At 66.6% G+C, this 17443-nt stretch carries 13 protein-coding genes and 1 tRNA gene; 8 read left to right on the forward strand and 6 right to left on the reverse strand.

All coding sequences use genetic code 11. The features are described 5' to 3' along the window. The first annotated feature begins 22 nt into the window (after positions 1-22). Together glnD and PW734_11625 are read left to right on the forward strand one after the other, a co-directional pair. A complete protein-coding gene (gene glnD, locus PW734_11620; protein MDE1171834.1) occupies positions 23-2785 on the forward strand; it encodes a [protein-PII] uridylyltransferase in 2763 nt (920 codons plus the stop codon). Further along, positions 2779-4506 (forward strand): GAF domain-containing protein, encoded by a 1728-nt coding sequence (locus PW734_11625; GenBank protein ID MDE1171835.1) that lies wholly within the window; start codon positions 2779-2781, stop codon positions 4504-4506. Before glnD ends, PW734_11625 begins: the two co-directional genes overlap by 7 nt. 12 nt (positions 4507-4518) lie before the next feature. On the opposite strand, the gene PW734_11630 is transcribed toward PW734_11625, so the two are convergent. Beyond that, the gene (locus PW734_11630; GenBank protein ID MDE1171836.1) at positions 4519-6348 is read right to left on the reverse strand and encodes a tetratricopeptide repeat protein; all 1830 of its coding nucleotides are present in this window, start codon (positions 6346-6348) and stop codon (positions 4519-4521) included. A gap of 91 nt (positions 6349-6439) precedes the next feature. On the opposite strand from PW734_11630, the gene PW734_11635 reads away from it, so the two are divergent. Genes PW734_11635 through PW734_11645 form a run of 3 tightly spaced genes read left to right on the forward strand, consistent with a single transcriptional unit; the run spans position 6440 to position 8665 of the window. Next, a complete protein-coding gene (locus tag PW734_11635) occupies positions 6440-7588 on the forward strand; it encodes an FAD-dependent monooxygenase (GenBank protein MDE1171837.1) in 1149 nt (382 codons plus the stop codon). Further along, the gene (locus PW734_11640; GenBank protein MDE1171838.1) at positions 7585-8016 is read left to right on the forward strand and encodes a hypothetical protein; all 432 of its coding nucleotides are present in this window, start codon (positions 7585-7587) and stop codon (positions 8014-8016) included. Before PW734_11635 ends, PW734_11640 begins: the two co-directional genes overlap by 4 nt. Before the next feature lie 37 nt (positions 8017-8053). Then, positions 8054-8665, forward strand: coding sequence for an HNH endonuclease (locus tag PW734_11645; protein MDE1171839.1), 612 nt, complete (start codon positions 8054-8056; stop codon positions 8663-8665). 23 nt (positions 8666-8688) lie between these two features. Here PW734_11645 and PW734_11650 read toward each other — a convergent pair whose 3' ends face one another. The 3 genes from PW734_11650 to purH are packed head-to-tail and all read right to left on the reverse strand — an operon-like array spanning position 8689 to position 11622. Beyond that, positions 8689-9366 carry a tyrosine-protein phosphatase gene (locus PW734_11650; GenBank protein ID MDE1171840.1) on the reverse strand — a complete coding sequence of 226 codons (678 nt, stop codon included), beginning with the start codon at positions 9364-9366 and terminating at the stop codon, positions 8689-8691. A gap of 16 nt (positions 9367-9382) precedes the next feature. Further along, on the reverse strand, positions 9383-10069 hold the full coding sequence (locus PW734_11655; protein ID MDE1171841.1) for a hypothetical protein: 687 nt from the start codon (positions 10067-10069) through the stop codon (positions 9383-9385). Positions 10070-10086: 17 nt separating this feature from the next. Next, positions 10087-11622, reverse strand: a complete 1536-nt coding sequence (gene purH / locus PW734_11660; protein ID MDE1171842.1) for a bifunctional phosphoribosylaminoimidazolecarboxamide formyltransferase/IMP cyclohydrolase — start codon at positions 11620-11622, stop codon at positions 10087-10089. A gap of 195 nt (positions 11623-11817) precedes the next feature. On the opposite strand from purH, the gene PW734_11665 reads away from it, so the two are divergent. Then, positions 11818-12222 carry a hypothetical protein gene (locus PW734_11665; protein MDE1171843.1) on the forward strand — a complete coding sequence of 135 codons (405 nt, stop codon included), beginning with the start codon at positions 11818-11820 and terminating at the stop codon, positions 12220-12222. A gap of 28 nt (positions 12223-12250) precedes the next feature. On the opposite strand, the gene PW734_11670 is transcribed toward PW734_11665, so the two are convergent. Beyond that, positions 12251-12323 (reverse strand) — tRNA-Ala (locus PW734_11670). Positions 12324-12451: 128 nt separating this feature from the next. Here PW734_11670 and PW734_11675 point away from each other — a divergent pair. Further along, complete coding sequence (locus PW734_11675) at positions 12452-14128, forward strand: ATP-binding protein (GenBank protein ID MDE1171844.1); 1677 nt, start codon at positions 12452-12454, stop codon at positions 14126-14128. Here PW734_11675 and PW734_11680 read toward each other — a convergent pair. Further along, positions 14125-14730 carry an energy transducer TonB gene (locus tag PW734_11680; protein MDE1171845.1) on the reverse strand — a complete coding sequence of 202 codons (606 nt, stop codon included), beginning with the start codon at positions 14728-14730 and terminating at the stop codon, positions 14125-14127. The genes PW734_11675 and PW734_11680 overlap by 4 nt on opposite strands. 87 nt (positions 14731-14817) lie before the next feature. Here PW734_11680 and PW734_11685 point away from each other — a divergent pair, with 87 nt between their 5' ends. Continuing rightward, entirely contained in the window at positions 14818-17394 is a 2577-nt protein-coding gene (locus PW734_11685) for a hypothetical protein (protein ID MDE1171846.1), read from the forward strand. Positions 17395-17443: the final 49 nt, after the last annotated feature.

Below are 17443 nucleotides of genomic sequence, written 5' to 3' on the forward strand. Positions count from 1 at the left end.
CGCTCTATCCTGTCTGGCTAGGATGGGCCAGAGCTACCTAGAAAAAGTCCTGCGGCATGCCGGGCGGAAGCTTTCGTCCGAAGGGGAGCAAAAACCCACCGACCTCCTGGAGGTCTACCGCCATTTCCTGAAGGTGGAGGAGCACCGCCTGCGCCTGGCCCACAAGTCGGGCGAGGGGGGGCGGGAAACCTGCCGCCTGCGCGCCCAGCTGGTCACCGTGATCCTGAAGGACGTCTGGGAGCGGGCCTGCCAGTACGTGGCGACGATCGATCCCGCGCAAAAGGAGCCGGAGATCACCCTGACGACCGTCGGCGGCTTTGGCCGCGGGGAGCTTAATCCCTTCAGCGACGTCGACATCCTCTTCCTCTACAGCAAGGACGGGCGCACTCATTACACCATCGTGGAGAAGATGGTGGAGCAGGTTCTCTACGTCCTGTGGGATGTCGGGTTCAAGGTGGGCCACGCCGCCCGGACGCTGCCGGAGCTGGTGCAGGAGGCCAATTCCAACCTGGAAACGAAGACCTCCCTCCTGGAATGCGCCTACCTGGCGGGCGACACCGGCCTGTGGAAGAAGTTCGAGAAAGCTTTCTGGAAGGAGTGCCTGAAGGGCAAGGAGAAGGAATACCTGTCCTGGCGCGTCCGGGAGCAGGCGGAGCGCCACGCCAAGTATGGCGGCACCGTCTTTGTCCAGGAGCCCCATATCAAGAACGGCTGCGGCGGCTTGCGCGATTACCAGAACCTCCTGTGGGTCGCCCAGGTGAAGCGGGGGATCCGCTCCACGCAGGGCCTCCAGGAGGCCAAGCTGCTGGAAGCCGGGGAGCGTAAGCAGGCGGAGGCCGCCTACGACTTCATCCTGCGCCTGCGGACGGAGATGCACCTCCTGTGCAACCGGGCGGAGGACCGGCTCAACCTGGAGCTCCAGGGCCGCGTGGCGACCAGCCTGCGCTACTCCGGCAACATGCTGCGCCGCACGGAGGCGCTGATGCGGGACTATTACCAGCACGCCCACCACCTTTCCTCCGTTTGCGACACCCTGGCCCAGCGCATCGCGGGCTGGGAAAAGCCGAAGCCCCGGTGGGCCTTCCTCAGCCGCCGGCAGCGCTATGACGCCTTTATCCTCAAAAAAGGGGAGCTGGACGTGGAGGACGCCGACGTGCTCCGGGCCGATCCGCGCCGCCTCCTGCGCGCCTTCCAGCTGATCCAGGCGCACGACGCGGAGCTTTCCCCCGCCCTGGCCATCCGCATCCGGCGGCGTCTGCGTTACCTGGACCGCGCCTTTCTGTCCCGGCGGGACGTGGGGGAGATGATCTTGAGCCTCTTCCGCAGCAAGGGGAAGGTGGGCCGCGTGCTGCGCCGCATGCACCAGCTGGACATGCTGGGCCGGATCTTTCCGGAATTCTCCCGCCTGACCTGCCTGGTGCAGCACGAGTTCTTCCACCGCTACACCGCCGACGAGCACACCCTGGTCTGCCTGGAGATGCTGGACCGGATCCTCGACGCGCAGGACGCTCCTTTCAAACATTACCGGCCCCTCCTGCAAAAGCTGGAAAAGCCCCACATCCTCTACCTGGCCATGCTCCTGCACGACACGGGCAAGGCCAACAACGGCCTGGACCATGCGGAGGCCGGCGCGGCCAACGCCATGAAGGTGGCCCGCCGCCTGCGCCTGCCGCCGGAGGACGCCGCCACCCTGGTCTTCCTGGTCCGCCACCATTTGACGATGGGGGAAACCGCCCGCCGCAAGAACCTGGACGACCAAGAGGCCGTGCTCGAGTTCGCACGCCTGGTGCAGACCCAGGAGCGGCTGGACATGCTGATGCTCCTGACCTTCGCGGACAACGAGGGGACGAACAGCTCCAAGCAGTGGAGCGACTGGAAGGAGCTGCTCCTCTGGCAGCTCTACCGCCGCACGGGGGAGGCCCTCAGCGGCGTCACCGAGTTCCAGGAGGCGGCCCGCCGCCAGCTGGAGGAGCTGGAAGGGAAAGTCGCTTCCCGGATGGAGGACTCCCTGGACAGCTCCGAGCTGCACGCCCATTTCGAGACGCTGCCCCCGCGCTATTTCCGCACCACCACGGAGGAGGGGATCGTCGAGCACCTCCACCTCATCAACCAGTTCATCTCCCGCCAGCTGGAGCCGGGCGACGGGCTCAAGCCTTCCATCAGCTGGAAGAACTTCGAGGCGGAGGGATATTCCGAGGTGACGCTCGTCTCCTGGGACCGGGAGCGGGTCTTTTCCAAGCTCACCGGGGCCTTCGCCGCGCTGGGCTTCTCCATCCTGAGCGCCGACATCTTCACCCGCACGGACAACATCATCATCGACATCTTCCGCTTCTGCACCGACCGCTTCGAGGCGGCCATCGACGAGCGGGACCGGCGGAAATTCTTCGAGATCGTGGAGGCGGCCCTCTCCCGTGACGCCTACGACGTGAAGGAGCTGGTGGAGCGGAACCGGAAGGGCTACCGCTTCCGCAACGGCTTCGACGCAAGCTCCTTCCCTACCCGGATCACCTTCGACCAAAAGTCCTCTTCCGAATACACCCTGCTGGACCTCCAGACGCCGGACCGCCCGGGCCTCCTCTACGACGTGGCGGAGTGCCTGAGCGACTTCGGCGCGCAGATCGCCCACGCCCGCATCGCCACGGAAAAGGGCGCGGCGCTCGACACTTTTTACCTAACCGACCGGGAGGGCCGAAAATGGCCCGATGCGGAGGCGCTCCAGCCCCTGGCCGCCCGCATCCGGGGCAAGCTGCTGCCCGATCCCGCCGCCGGACCCGCTTCATGCTGACCCTGACCGGACCTCACGGCGGCCTGCGCGCGCTCCTGGAGCCGCGCAAGGCGATCCGCCACTTCCTGAAAATCGCCCGCAAGGAGACGGGGGCCGACTGCGGCTCCTTCATCCTGCTCAATCCGAACACCGGCTTCCTGGACATCGAGTCCTCCTTCGGGATGAACGCGAAGATGCGGAACATCAAAATCCCCATGGGGAAGGGGATCATCGGCTGGGTGGCCTCCACGGGCCACGCCGTGCGCATCGCCGACGTGCGGAAAGACCGCAAATACATCGCCGCCGATCCCACCATCCGCTCGGAAATGGCCATCCCCGTCGACATCCACGGGCAGATCCTGGGCGTCATCAACCTGGACAGCCGCAGCCTGGGCCACTTCACGGCGGAGCACGAGCACCAGATCGTCCGCCTGGCCCATGAGGCGGCGGAATGGCTCCAGCACGGCTGGGAAATCTTCAACCTCCGCATCCGGGACGAGCAGCTCAACACCCTGGTGCAGATGGGCCGCTCCATCGTCTCCCAGACGAACCTGGAGGACGCCGTCCAGCGCATCGTGCGCAACGGCGCCCGCCTCATGAAGACCCGCGTCTGCTCCCTCATGCTCCTTTCCCGGGACGGGCGGGACCTGAGCCTGCGCGCCAGCGTCGGCACGGGCGTCCGCTATCAGCACCGGCCGCCGGTGCGGGTGGACGAGTCCCTGGTCGGCGTCGTCATCAAGCGGATGAAGGCGGTGACCATCAGCGATGTGCAGAAGGACCCCCGCTTTCAGGAAGTGGGGATGGCCCGCCGGGAGGGGCTGGTTTCCCTCCTTTCCGTGCCCCTTATCTTCAGCGCCAAGCCGATCGGCGTCCTGAACGTCTACACGAAGGAGCCGCGCCGCTTCTCCAACCAGGAGATCAAGATGTTCCAGACCCTGGCGGATCTCTCCGCCGTGGCGGTGGAGAAGACGCGCCTGCTCACCCGCGTGGTCGACACGGAGGAGAACCTCCGCCAGAGCGAGCGCCTCTCCGCCCTGGGCCTCCTGGCGGCCGAGGTGGCGCACGAGATCCGCAATCCGCTGACCGTGATGCAGATGCTCTTCCACAGCCTGGTCACCTCCACGCCGATGGACGCGGCCGCGCAGAAGGACGCCTCCATCATCGAGGACAAGATGCTCCACATGAACCGCATCGTGGACCAGATCCTCTCCCTGGTCCGCTCCGCGGAACCGATCAAGGAGCCGCTGGTCGTCGGCCAGATGATCGACGACATCACCCTCCTCATCCGGCACAAGCTGACGCGGCAGAACATCGAGATCCGCCGCGTCCTGGCCGATCCGCTCCCCCGCGTCCTGGCGGACCGGGCGCAGCTGGAGCAGGCGCTCCTGAACCTGATCCTCAACGCCAGCGGCGCCATGCCGGAAGGCGGCGTCCTGACCCTGGGCGCGGCGGTGGAGAAGTACGAGGAGACGACCTACGTGGCCATTTCCGTCCGGGATAACGGTGTGGGGATGACCCCGGCGCAGGTGGACAACCTCTTCGCCCCCTTTCTCACGACGAAGGTGCAGGGCACGGGCATCGGCCTGGCGCTGGTGAAGCGGATCATGGAGAACCACCACGGAAAGATCACCGTGGCGTCCCGCAAGGACAAGGGGACGAAGTTTTCCCTGCTCCTGCCCATCGCCGATTCCGTCTACGCCCACCCGCAGCCGGCGGCGCGGCAGGGGCTGGCGCTGCGTTAGCAGCCCGGGAAGTTAGCCCTTGGCCGGGGCGGTCGGAGCGGCGGCGGCGGCCGCGTCACCCAGGATCTTTTCCAGGCGCGGGTCCTTCGGGATGCCCAGGGAGAGGGCGGCCTGGTAGTGCTTCTTGGCCATTTCCTTGGCGGGCGGCTTCTGGGTGGCGTAGATGACGGCCAGGTTGAAATGGGCGTCACCCAGGGAGGGGTCGAGCTCGATGGCCTTGCGCAGTTCCTTTTCCGCCGCTTCCTGCCAGCCCTTTTGGGAGTAGGCGATGCCCAGGTAGTTGTGGGTGCGGGGATCGTTGGGCAGGAGGGCGCTGGCCTTGGTGAGGGCGTCGATGGCGTCGTCATACCGGCCCTGCTGGTAGTAGACGATGCCCAGGATGGAGTAGGAGAAGGCGTCTTTCGGGTTGAGCTGGATGGCCTGTTTGAGGGCCTTTTCCGCCTCGGGGTAGTGCTGCTGCTGGAAGCGGACGACGCCGAGGTTGGACCAGGCGAAGAGGCTGTCCGGGTATTTTTCGATGATCTTGCTGTAGACGTCGGCGGCCTGGTCGTATTTCCCCTGGGCGAAGAAGTCGGAGGCCTGCTGGGCCAGGGGGCGGAGTTCCTCGGGGATCTTCGGCTTCTGGCTCAGGTCGTCGGCGGGGGCGTTGGCCGCGACGGGGGCGTTGTTGGCGGCCTGGGCGGCGGCGGACGGGGCGGCGGCGGACGGGGCGGCGGCGGACGGGGCGGTGATCTGGGCGGCGTTGATCCGGAGGAGGGCCTTTTCGTCCGCGGAGAGGGTGATGATGGGGGAGCCTAGGGCGTCGATCTGTTGCTGGAGGACCTTTGACTGGATGTGGAGATTCTCCATTTCCTCCAGGGCCAGGCGTTTGGCCTCGTCGCGGCGGGCTTGTTCCTGGAGCTGGCGGGTGAGGATGCCGCGCAGGACGTCGTTTTCCTGGTGGAAGGAGGCGGTGCCGTTCTGTTTGTCGACGGCGTTGAGCTTGGCCAGGGCGGCCTCCAGCTGCTGCTTGAGGTCGTTGGTGTTGATGCGGAAGGCCTGGTTTTCCGCTTCCAGGGTGGAGAGCTGGTCCTGGGCGTTTTTCAGCTGCTCTTTGAGCATGGGGACGGAATCGGGCTGGGCGCCGGCCTGGAAGTCTTTGACGCGCTGCTGGGCGTCGGTCAGCTGGGCTTTGAGGGAGGCGTTTTCCTGGAGAATGCCGGCGACGCGCTCTTCCAGGTTGGCGCCTTTCACGGAGCCGAGTTCCCGCTCTGCCGCGTCGAGGCGCTGGCGCAGCTGCCCGGCCAGGTCGAGGGCGTTGGCGAGCTGGGTCTTGGTGTTGGACAGTTCCTTCTCCAGGTCGTTGACGCGCTGTTGGAGGGAGGCCATGTCCGTTCCCGCCGGGGCGGTGGTGGAGGCGGAGGCCGCGGTGCTGCTACCGTTGGTCAGGCCTGCGATGGCGGAGGTCTGGGTGGAGGTGGAAGTCGTGGTGGCGGTCGTGGCGGGGGAAGGGGCCGGAGCCGGGGCGGACGGAGGCGTGGAGGGCTTGGCGGGGGTCTTGTCAGTCTTCGTGGCCAGCTCGGCGATTTTGTCCCGGGCGTATTTGATGCGGAAGTTGATGATGCTGGGTTCCCACTCCGGGTGGTTTTTCTTCAGGGCGTCGAGCTGGTCGGCGATCGACTTGTACTTGTCCCGGGCGCTGGCGTATTGCTCGTTGCGCTCCAGGCGGTCGGCTTCCTGGAGCTGGAAGTAGATCTGGAGGAACTGATCCTGGGGAGGGGCATCCGCCAGGACGGTCATGGCCACGAAAAAGAGAGAAAAAAGGCCGACGATAAGAGACGCCCAGCGCTTCGGCACCATCATCGCTGCTTTGTAACGTGCCCCCCCGTAATAAGTCAATCCACTTACCCCCGGTTTCTTTTTCCTCCTTATAGGTTATGGTAGGGAAATCTTCATGAGTACCCTGCCTGCGGAAGCGGAGATCGTGATCGTCGGGGCTGGTCCCACGGGGCTGGCATTGGCCGCCGCTTTGAGGCATTTGGGGGTTTCCAGCGTCCTATTGCTCGACGCCCAGGGGGAGGGGGCCAATACCTCCCGGGCCGCCGTGGTCCATGCGCGGACGCTGGAGGTGCTGGAGCCGCTGGGGGTGACGCCCGCGCTGATCGCGGAGGGAATCCGGGCTTCTTCTTTTTTTGTCCGGGACCGGGACAAGGAACTGGTCCGCTTTGACTTCGACGGCCTGCCGACGCCTTATCCCTATGTCCTTTTGATCCCCCAGAACCGGACGGAGGCGATTCTCCTGGACCGCCTGCGCGTCTTGGGCGGCGAGGTGAGCCGTCCGCGCAAGGTGGCGTCCCTGGACATTGGCACCGACGGGATCGACGTCCATTTGGAAGGGGGCGAAAAGGTCCGCGCGCAGTGGGTCGTCGGCTGCGACGGCATGCACAGCGTTGTCCGGGAGCAGGCGGGCATCCCGTTCACGGGGGCGGCCTATGAGGAATCGTTTGTCCTGGCGGACGCGGTTTTGGAGGGGGATTTCCCGCCTTCCTTGTTCCTGGCGCCTGAGGGAATGCTGCTCCTGGTGCCGTTGCCCGGCGGCCACCACCGGGTGGTGGCCACGCAGGAATCCGCGCCGCCCCAGCCGGACCTGGCCGATATCCAGGCTCTCCTCGACGCGCGCGGCCCGGCGGCCAAGCCTGTCCGCGTGCGGGAGATCCGGTGGAGTTCCCGGTTCCGCGTCCATCACCGGCTGGCGGGGGCGGTCCGCAGCGGGCGGGTCCTTTTGGCGGGGGACGCCGCCCATGTCCATAGCCCGGCGGGCGGGCAGGGGATGAACACCGGCCTGCAGGACGCTGTCAGCCTGGCGGAAGCCCTGCGCCGCGCCCTGCGGGAAGGGGACCGCGACGCGTTGGAGGATTGGGAAAAGGCGCGCCGGAAGGTGGCCCGCCGCGTCGTCCAGGAGACGGACCGGCTCACCCGCCTGGCCACCCTGCGCGGGCCGCTGGCGCGGCGGCTGCGCAACATGTTTCTGTCCCTGGTGGGGTATCTGGCGCCGGTGCGGCAGGCTCTTTCCTTCCGCATGGCGGAACTGAACAACCGATGAAACGGCGTCTCCAGCGCGTCGCCGTCATGTTGGCCATCCTGCTGGCGGTATGCGGCGCGGTCAGCCTGCTTCATTGGGGGCTCAGCATCGTTCGCTTCGGGGAAGTCCGGGGCGGCACCGTTTCCGTGGAGGGCGCCGCGCCCGCGCCTTTGACGCCCGCGCAGGCCGCCGATCTGACCGGCTGGCTGCGCCGGACCGGCGCGAAGTGGAACCGGGAACTGGGCAGCCGCCCGCCCGCGCCCGCCGCCGTGTTGGAGTTCGACGGGGCGCAGGGGAAGCACTGGCGGGTACTCCTCTTTTCCCTGCCGGGATGGAGGAACACGGTGCTGGCGGCCGACGCCCAGCACCTGAAAGCCCCGCTGAACCGGCTCCTGACCGACCGGGAGCGCGAGGAACTGTGGGGGATCGTGGCGCCCCCGCCGCATTGACAAGAGAGGGGCAGGCCTGCTAAAGGAGATATCCGGAATGGCCCATGGCATCCAGAGCAGCGTTCTGGTCCTGAACCGCTTGTGGCAAGCGGTCAATCTCTGCTCCGCGCGCCGCGCCTTCACCCTCCTCTATCAGGGCCACGCCCAGGTCGTCTCCGTGGGCGACCAGCCCTACCAGACTTTCAACTTTGACCAGTGGCTGGATGCGCCCGCCGAATCCTCCGTGGATGAGGAGCGGGTCCGCACGATCCGCTTCGACGTCCGGGTGCCTAAGATCATCCTGCTCCTCTTCTTCGACCGGCTGCCGAGCAAGGAGGTGAAATTTACCCGGCACAACGTCTTCGAGCGGGACGACTACACCTGCCAATATTGCCGCCAGCGGTTTGAGACCTCCCGCCTGAACCTGGACCACGTGATCCCCCGGGAACGCGGCGGCGGGACGACGTGGGAGAACATCGTCTGCTCCTGCATGCCGTGCAATAGCCGGAAGGGGAACCGCACGCCGTCCGAGGCGCACATGCCCCTCATGCGCCGCCCGCGCAAGCCGAAGTGGCGGCCCTTTCTCCACGTCAACCACACCCTGCGCACCCACGAGTCGTGGCGGCACTTCCTCGACCCGAATTCGTGGAAGGTGGAGTTGAGCGATTAGTTTTCCGGGCGCGCTTGGCAGCGCTACGGCCGCCCCGTCAAAAGGAATTCCAGCGGCTCCAGCATCTCGTGCCGCCGGCTTTCCTGCATTTCGCGGGCATAGACGGCGGGGTAATCCTTTTGGGCCCATTCGGTGAGGGAGCTGGCGCCGCTTTGGCCGTAGAGCTCGACGAACTCGTCCATTTCAAAATAGGGGTAGAGGGCGAAGTGGCCGTAGTGCCAGGAAAGGCCCGTCTTGGCCTGCTGCCAGGGAAGATGCTGCTGGTCGATTTCAAAGAGGGCCACGGCCAGTCCCGTGCGGTCCGAGCCGGAACGGCAGTGTAAAAGGATGGGGCGCGGCGCGGTTTGGTAGAATTCCAGCAAGCGGAGGAGGTTTTTCGGATCGGGGAGGGAGCGCGCGCTCAGGGCGACGTCCAGATGGAGAACTCCCAGTCGTCGGCAGATTTCCACTTCCTGCCGGTACCAGGAAAGGCGGTCATTCTCTCCGCGCAGGTTGATGACGGTGCGGATGTGGCGCGCCTTGATTTCCTTTTCCAAGGCGGCTGATTTTAGCTGCGCGCTGCGGTAGAGCGCGCCGGGCTCCACGACGCCCTCGTTATGCACGGTCAGCCTCCACGCCGTGAAGGCCCCGGCCACGGCCACGAGGATGCCTGCCAAGCCGAGCATCCAGCGCCCCGCTTTGGATGATGGGAAAAGGCTCATGGGAGGGCGGGTCGGCCTACGTCTTGCCGTGGTCGAGGCCGGGGGATTGGTCCTGGCCGGGGGCGGGGAGATGCTTGCGCTCGCCGAAGGTCCCTTCCAGGACGGTCTTTTCCGCCTTGCGGACGGTTTGCTCCATGGCGGCGTCCAGCGCTTCGCGCCAGCTTTCCACTTCCCGTTCCTGGTCCAGGTAGGGGATTTGCAGGCGCGCCTGGCCCAGGTTGCGCATGTAGCGCCGGATGCCGTTGAAGTAGTCCGGCGCGCGGGTATCGAGTTCGGCGTCTCCGGCGGCGGGTTCTTCCGGGATCTCGTAGCGGGCCGTTTCCAGCCGCCGTTTCATGTCCTGGTCCCGGGAGTAGAGGGGGAACTTGCCCGTTGCGAGGGTCTTGGCGAAGTCTTCCAGCTGGCCGTTGATGTAGAGGTCGGGGTTCTCGACGCGCAGGGAGGAGTAGCGGCGGGCGATGTGGGGGCGGAGGGCTTCCTGCAGGTCCGCGGTGGTCGCGCCCAGCGCCTTTTGGAGGCGGTCGGTTTGGGAGAAGATGGCGCCGTGGGAGCGGGAGGCGATGATGTTCTCTTCGGAGGGCTCCAATCCCTGCTCCATGTAAAAAGGATCGCACGGCTCGGCGATGCCGGCGCGGTGCAGGTATTCGTCGAAGATCTCGGCCCAGACGTTGACCAGATGTTGGGATTTTTCGGGGAGGGGCATGGGGTTCTCCTTTTAGGTTAGTGGCGGAAATGGCGGCGGCCGGTGAAGACCATGGCCACGCCGCGCGCGTCGGCGGCGGCGATGACCTCCGGGTCCCGGACGCTGCCGCCCGGCTGGATGGCGGCGGTGGCCCCGGCTTCCGCGGCGGCGATGAGGCCGTCCGGGAAGGGGAAGAAGGCGTCGGAGGCGACGGCGCTGCCCTTTAGCGGCAGCCCGGCCTGGCCCGCCTTCCAGACGGCGATTTGGGAGGAATCGACGCGGGACATCTGCCCGGCGCCGACGCCCAGGGTGCGGCCCGGCCCGGCGTAGACGATGGCGTTGGACTTCACGTGGCGGACGACTTTCCAGCCGAAGCGGAGGGCTTCCCATTCCGCCTCCGTGGGGGCGCGCTTCGTGACGACCTGGAAGGCGCCTTCTTCCTCCGCGCCCTGGTCTGCGTCCTGAACCAGGAAGGAGTTCCCGACGATGGAGCGGACGCCGACGGCGCCGGGGGTTTCCCGCCACCGGTTGACGATGAGGCGGAGGTTTTTCTTCTTTTCCAGCAGGGCGCGGGCTTCCGGCAGGAAGTCGGGGGCGACGACGACCTCGCTAAAGATCTCCGCGATGGCCTGGGCGGCGGGGAGGTCCAGGGGGCGGTTGACGGCGATGATCCCGCCGAAGGGGGCCTGGCGGTCGGTGGCGTAGGCCAGCTCCCACGCCTCCGCCAGCGTGGCCGCGCTGCCGACGCCGCACGGGTTGGTGTGCTTGAGGATGGCGACGGTGGGGGCGGCCCCGGCGAAGTCGCCGATCAGCTCGGCGGCGGCGCTGATGTCCAAAAGGTTGTTGTAGGAGAGTTCCTTGCCGTGGAGCTGCTGGAAGGAGTCGAAGAAGCGGCCGTAGAGGGCGGCTTTCTGATGCGGGTTTTCCCCGTAACGGAGGGCCTGGGCGCGGCGCAGGGGCAGGGCGATGCGCTCCGGCGGCTCCCCGGCCTGGCCGCGCTGGCGGTCCAGGTAGGAGGCGATGAGGCCGTCATAGTAGCTGGTGTGGGCGAAGACCTTGGCGGCCAGCTCCGCGCGGAGTTCCGGGGCGGTCTTTCCCTGGGCCTCCACCTGGGCGGCGACGCGGCCGTAATCGGCCGGATCGACGACGACGGTGACGCTGGCGGCGTTTTTCGCCCCGCTGCGGAGCATGGAGGGGCCGCCGATGTCGATGTTCTCGATGGCCTCGGCCAGGGTGGTGCCGGGCTTGGCGATGGTTTCCTCAAACGGGTAGAGGTTGACCACGACGTAGTCGATCGGCTCGATCCCGGCCTGGCGGGCTTCCGCCTCGTGGGAGGCCTGGCCGCGCAGGTAGAGGAGGCCGCCGTGGATCTTCGGATGCAGGGTCTTTACCCGGCCGTCCATCATCTCCGGGAATTCGGTGATTTCCGAAACGTCCCGCACGGGCAGGCCCGCTTCCCGCAGGGCCCGGGCGGTGCCGCCGGTGGAGATCAGCTCGACGCCCGCCTGATGAAGGACGCGGGCGAAGTCGGCGAGGCCGGTTTTGTCGGAAACGGAGAGGAGGGCGCGGGGCATGGTGTCCCCCCATTTGCGGGCAAAGGGAGGAGTAGTTCAATCCTCTAATGAATTCTACTCATATTCCCTTAAAATAAGACATTTGGTTGACTTTAGTATGATTCACGCTTACATTCACCTATGAAAAGCACGGCGGCTCAAATCGCGGTGGTTTTGTTGGCGCTCCTTCCCCTGGTAAATGTTCAAGCGGACTCCGTGACCGATCTGGTTGACCGGATTGCCACGGTGGAAAAAGGGAGCATTTCCAAAGGGGACGAATACGCCCGGAAACTCTATCAGATCCTGACCCTGAACGGGGTGGAGGCGCACTGGATCGAATTCCGATGGGGGTATGCATCGACCCGGGAGTATCATGCCGACTTCGTGGTCTTTAAGGACAGCCAGGGCCGTTTCTGGGCCCGGCAAAGCACGTCCCTGCAATCGAAGTGGATCACCGGGCGCAATCCCCAGGAGTGGCTGGACGCTTATTGGGGGCCCTATATCGGCCTGACGGGAAAGCCGCTGGCGCTGCAAATTTCCAGCATGGTGGATAACCGGGCGGTGATTTCCAATCCCCTGCTGCGGCAGAATCTGGCGACCCTGATGGCGTCGGCGGAATAGAGGGGGGAGGGGGAGCGTTTCGGAAGCGTGGAGGTAAGGGGATTCGAACCCCTGACCTTCTCATTGCGAACGAGACGCTCTACCAACTGAGCTATACCCCCGTTCCGAAGGAGGAATCCTTTAGCAAAGGTCGCGGACAAAAGGAATGAAAATGTCGATTCGGCCTAGGTAAAAATCGGCGCGCTTCGGTTTGCCAGAAGGGCGAAAGGGGTCGATAATTTTTCTGCGAATGATCGCCCCGGCGCGCCCCAAGAACGAAAGTCTGCGGCTCCAAGCCCTCCACGAGCTGCACATCCTGGACACTCCCCCGGAGGAGCGCTTCGACCGTCTCACCCGCGTGGCGTTGACGGCGCTGAATTTCCCCATGGCGTCGGTGAGCCTGATCGATTCCGACCGGCAGTGGTGCAAGTCGAGCCCGGGGATGTCTTCCCCCAATGTTTCCCGGGACATTTCCTTTTGCGGCCACACCATCCTGGGGCACCAGCCCCTCATCGTGACGGATGCCCGGCGGGACGAGCGCTTTTCCGACAATCCGCTGGTCACCGGCCAGCCGGGCCTGCGGGCCTACGCGGGCATTCCCATTTTTTCCGAGCAGGGGCACTGCCTGGGCTCTTTCTGCGTCTTGGACGTGAAGCCCCGGGAATTCCGGGAGGAGGAACTGGCCCTGCTGAAGGATCTGGCCGCCATCGCGCAGAACGAGGTGACGAACGTGACCCTCAACAAAAGCCTGAAGGCCGCCCGCCACGCGCAGCAGCAGGCGGAGGCGGCCGACCGGGCCAAGAGCGACTTCCTGGCGGTAATGAGCCATGAGATCCGCACGCCGCTCAACGGGGTGATCGGCTTCACCCACCTGCTCATGGATACGAACCTGACGCCCGACCAGCGGGAATACGTCCGGACGATCCAGACCAGCGGGGAGACGCTCATCAGCCTGATCAACGACATCCTGGACTTTTCCAAGATCGAGTCGGGCAAGCTGGGGCTGGAGTCGGTCCCCGTGGACATTCGCCGCTGCGTGCAGGATGTCCTGGACTTTAACACCCACGCGGCGGCGGCCAAGGGGCTGGCCCTGCGCGGAGAGACGGCGCCGGAAGTGCCGGAGACGGTGCTCAGCGATCCCTTTCGCCTCCGGCAGATATTGATCAACCTGGTGGGCAACGCCTTGAAGTTTACGGAAAAGGGGGGCATTTCCGTGGCGGCGGACGTGGAGAGAAAGCTGGCGGACGGGCGCCTCCTCATCCGCTTCCAGGTGCGGGACACCGGCATCGGCATCTCCCCGGCCGCGCAGGCGCGGTTATTCAAGCCCTTTAGCCAGGCCGATTCCTCCACCAGCCGCCACTACGGCGGCACCGGCCTGGGCCTGGCCATCTGCAAGCGGCTGGCCGAGCTTTTTGGCGGGGAAATTTCCCTGGAGAGCCGGGAAGGGGAAGGAACCACCTTTACGTTCACCATCGCCTGCCGTGCCGCGGAAAAAGGGGCGGCGGCTTCCGCGCCGTCCGCTGCCCGGCCCATTGCGGGAACGGTGGGGGGCGGGCTCCCCAGCATCCTGGTGGTGGAAGACAACGCCACCAACCGGCGGCTGACCACGCTCCTCCTGCAAAAACTGGGCTATGAGCCGGCGGGCGTCGAGAGCGGGGAGGCCTGTCTGGAGCGCCTCCGGAAAGAGCCGTTTGACGTGGTGCTCATGGACGTGCAGATGCCGGGCATGGACGGCTTTGAGGCGACGGCGCGCATCCGCTCCGGCGGCGGCCCGCAGCCCTGGATCATCGCCGTCACCGCGCATGCGATGGACGGGGACCGCCAGAAGTGCCTGGATCACGGCATGGACGATTACGTGACGAAGCCCCTGCGTTCCGAGGCCCTGGACCAGGCGCTGCGCCGCTACGCGGAACGGCCCCAGGCCTAATCCTTCAGCTCGAAGCGGACGGGGACGACGGCGTTGCACGCCACCGCCACGCCGCCCAGGCGGGCCGGGCTGAAACGCCAACGGGAGACGGTGCGCAGCGCGGCGGCGTCCAGCCGGGGGTATCCGGAGCTGCGGGAAACCGTGACGCGAACGGGAGAGCCCCGCTCGTCGATTTCCACGGAAAGGTAGACGGTCCCTTCCTCCCGCGCCCGCCGGGAGGCCGGGGGATATTCCGGGGCGGGATTGTGAAGGTAATCGGGCTGGGCGGAGAGGGTGCCTTGCGATGCGGCGGCGGCTTCCGCGCGGCGGGTGGTTTCCGGCGCGGGTTCGGCTTTTGCCACCGGCTGGGAGGTGGGGGCCGTTTCCGGCAGAGGTTCCGGTTCCGGATCGGGCGTGGCATCCGGGGGAAGGGTTTCCGCGGGGGGAGCCGGAGCGGGCTCCGGACTGGCGACAAGCTGGACCTCCACGGAGGAGAGGCCGCTCCGGACGGCGGCCTCCGGCGGGTGGGCGAGCCAGTGCGCCGCTCCCACGGCCAGGAGGCCGTGAAGGGCCAGGGAAACGCACCAGCCGATGCGGCGGAGACGGCGGTCCTGGGGGCTCATCGCTAGGAAGGATCTTCTCAAAGAGGGCGGGGGCTTAGAAGCGTTTTTGCGCTGGCGTCCCGGCGCGGCCCCTCCATCCTGCGGGCGGTGCAACGGCGCGCAGCGGGCTCGACCCTCCTCATCACCCTTTTCTTCATCAGCCTTATTTCGGTGCTGGTCGTCGGCTTCCTCTCCAACATGGAGATGGAATTGGGCGCTTCCCACTCCCATTTGGACGGCGTTCTGGCGGAGGTCTATGCCGAGGCGGGATTGGACACCGGCTTAAGCGGAATGGCCGCGGCGCTGGGGACGACGAACACGGCCTGGATTTCCGGCCCAGGACGCCTGGCGGCCTTTCCCACCCGGACGGAAAACGGGCTGGGGACGATGACGGGGACGAACGCGGTGGCCCTTTCCTCCGGCGCCGCGCCGGGGAACGCCGGTCCGGACGAGGCGGCGGAACTCAACCCCTCCTTCCTCCTGCGGCCACGGGTTGGCCTCGTTTCTCCCTCCGGCGGCTCGATGCGGGCGGGATGGATCTACGTCCTCAAACTGGGCGGAACGGCTGCGAATTTGCCCCCCTACGACCCGCAAAACCCCGTGGTGGGCCGCTACGCCTACTGGGTGGACGATGAGGGGGCGAAGATCGACCTGAACACGGCGGCCCGGCGGGAGAACGGCCTTTCCGCTTATCCGGCGCAGCCGGGGAACGTGGCCCTGATGGTCCTGCCCGGCCTGGGGCTGGAGCAGGTGGAGGCGGTGACGAATGCGCGGGCGGTCCGGCCCTTTGAGTCGGTCGCGGAAACGGCCCGCCTGCCGGGCATGGAGCGGGTGGTTGCCACGAACCGGTTTTCCCTAACCGCCTTCAACCACGCGCCGGAGCGGAACATGTTCGGCGAGGCGCGCATCGTCCTGACCACGCGGGCGGGGATGACCAACGGGCTTTCGCCGCTGTTCCTGGATATCCTGCGCTCTCCGGACGCCGATCCGGGTTCCCTGCAGAACCTCTCCCCGGACGGGGTGAACCGGACGCTCTCCCTGCTTACCAATGAATTGGCGCGTCCGCAATGGCCGTTCCTGCCGCCGGACCGGCAGGCCTTCGGCGTAAAGTATCAACTGAGCGCGGCGGGACGGAGCGGTTCCGACGTGTTGCAGATGGCCGTCGACATCATCGACTACGTGCGGAGCGCGGAATCGGCCCTTCCGTCCATCGAGCCGCTCCGTCTGGATGACGAGACGCGCGGCCTGCCCTGGAGCGGCACGGGCGGCAACCGGCTGGGCGTGGGCCGCGCCCCGCGCGTGGCGGAAATCGGGGCGGCCCGGGACGGCGCATCGCTGGTTTTCAAAATTCGGCTCTATTTGCCGCCGATTCCGCCGAACGGGGCGGGATGGAGCGGCATCGATTTGACGGCCTATCGCCTGGAGGTCGTTTCTTCCTCTCTGGACGCGGCGGCGCTCGCACCGATCGCGGCGGGCGAGGTGAACGACGGGGCCGGGCCGTCCGTTCTGGCGCCCGGCCATTATGCCACGATCACGCGCCGCCTGAGCCTTGCCACCGTGCCGGGCTCCCTTAAGCAGCTGCGGGTGGTGCTCCTGGACGGTGCCGGCGGCGTGGTGGAGAGCGCGCCGTCGGTCGATCCCATCGACGCGCTGCCGGTGGCGGATTCCGCCGCGGCGATCGTTTCCGTTTCCGTCGACGATCCGATGGCCAATCGCCAAGCCGGGGATTTTCAACCCGGAACGGGAAACAGCTTTGGCCGGGACGGCGGCTCCTCCCGCGCCACGTTGGGAAGCGCGCCCGATCCCGCCTGCCGCCCGGCGCAGGACACCGGGCCGGACGGGAAGCTGGCCCTGGGCTACGCGCTGCCCGCGCCGAAGGGCTCGGCCGCCAACCCTCTGGGCGTGGTCCGCTCCGTGGGGGAGCTGGGATATCTGCATACGGGCGTCTGTTCCGCCCATGGAGTGCGCGGGGCCCTTATTGGCACGCCGTGGCGCACGCTGCGCCTGCAGCCCCAAACGACTGACGACGGAGCCCGCTTTATCCCGGATTGGGCGGTGCTCGATCTCTTCGTCGCGCCCATGGGGGGAGAGGCGCCCTCGCCGCTGGTGCTGGTGACGAACGAGGTTTTCCACGGCACCAACGCCGTCGTCGCCGGGCGGGTGAACGTGAACGCCGACCTGGGGCTGAACGGGGCCGACGGAGCGTCCCTGACGCGGCCTTTGCCGGTGGCCGCGCTGATCGCGGGGGCGGTGGCGACCGCGCAGATCGCCGGAGGCGGCGAGCTGGGCATGCCGCTTTCCTCCAACGCGGCGCTTTCCCTGGCCGGCAACGTAGCCGGGCGGGTCCTGGCCTCCACCAACCTGGGCGGCGTGGCGGAAGCGGGCGTGGCCTACCGGGTGGGTAACCTTGACCTCTACTCCTCGCCGGGACAGCTGGCGGAGATCAAGGGTATCGCCGACGGCGGGGAATCTTCCGAGGAGCTGCTGCGGGAAATCCTTCCGCTGGCGACGGCGCGCGGCGACGTTTTCACCCTCTATGCCGTGGGCCAATCTCTTTCCCAGGATCGCCAGGGCCGGGTCCATGTCCAGGGGGAGCGGCGTCTCCGGCAAACGGTGGAGCGTTATCAGGACGGGGAGGGGAACAACCGCTTCCGGACGGTCGATTCGCGCATTTTGACGCCCTAGCAAACGGCGTACAGAGAGGCTGGGCGAAGTCCTCAATGCCAGAGAAACT

It is taken from the genome of Verrucomicrobium sp., from assembly GCA_028283855.1.
GTDB lineage: Bacteria > Verrucomicrobiota > Verrucomicrobiia > Methylacidiphilales > GAS474 > GAS474.

Excerpts from the sequence above, each read along its gene's own strand:
- glnD (MDE1171834.1), top strand. The coding sequence starts at position 23 with ATGGGCCAGAGCTACCTAGAAAAAGTCCTGCGGCATGCCGGGCGGAAG.
- PW734_11625 (MDE1171835.1), top strand. The coding sequence starts at position 2,779 with ATGCTGACCCTGACCGGACCTCACGGCGGCCTGCGCGCGCTCCTGGAG.
- PW734_11630 (MDE1171836.1), bottom strand. The coding sequence starts at position 6,348 with ATGATGGTGCCGAAGCGCTGGGCGTCTCTTATCGTCGGCCTTTTTTCT.
- PW734_11635 (MDE1171837.1), top strand. The coding sequence starts at position 6,440 with ATGAGTACCCTGCCTGCGGAAGCGGAGATCGTGATCGTCGGGGCTGGT.
- PW734_11640 (MDE1171838.1), top strand. The coding sequence starts at position 7,585 with ATGAAACGGCGTCTCCAGCGCGTCGCCGTCATGTTGGCCATCCTGCTG.
- PW734_11645 (MDE1171839.1), top strand. The coding sequence starts at position 8,054 with ATGGCCCATGGCATCCAGAGCAGCGTTCTGGTCCTGAACCGCTTGTGG.
- PW734_11650 (MDE1171840.1), bottom strand. The coding sequence starts at position 9,366 with ATGAGCCTTTTCCCATCATCCAAAGCGGGGCGCTGGATGCTCGGCTTG.
- PW734_11655 (MDE1171841.1), bottom strand. The coding sequence starts at position 10,069 with ATGCCCCTCCCCGAAAAATCCCAACATCTGGTCAACGTCTGGGCCGAG.
- purH (MDE1171842.1), bottom strand. The coding sequence starts at position 11,622 with ATGCCCCGCGCCCTCCTCTCCGTTTCCGACAAAACCGGCCTCGCCGAC.
- PW734_11675 (MDE1171844.1), top strand. The coding sequence starts at position 12,452 with ATGATCGCCCCGGCGCGCCCCAAGAACGAAAGTCTGCGGCTCCAAGCC.
- PW734_11680 (MDE1171845.1), bottom strand. The coding sequence starts at position 14,730 with ATGAGCCCCCAGGACCGCCGTCTCCGCCGCATCGGCTGGTGCGTTTCC.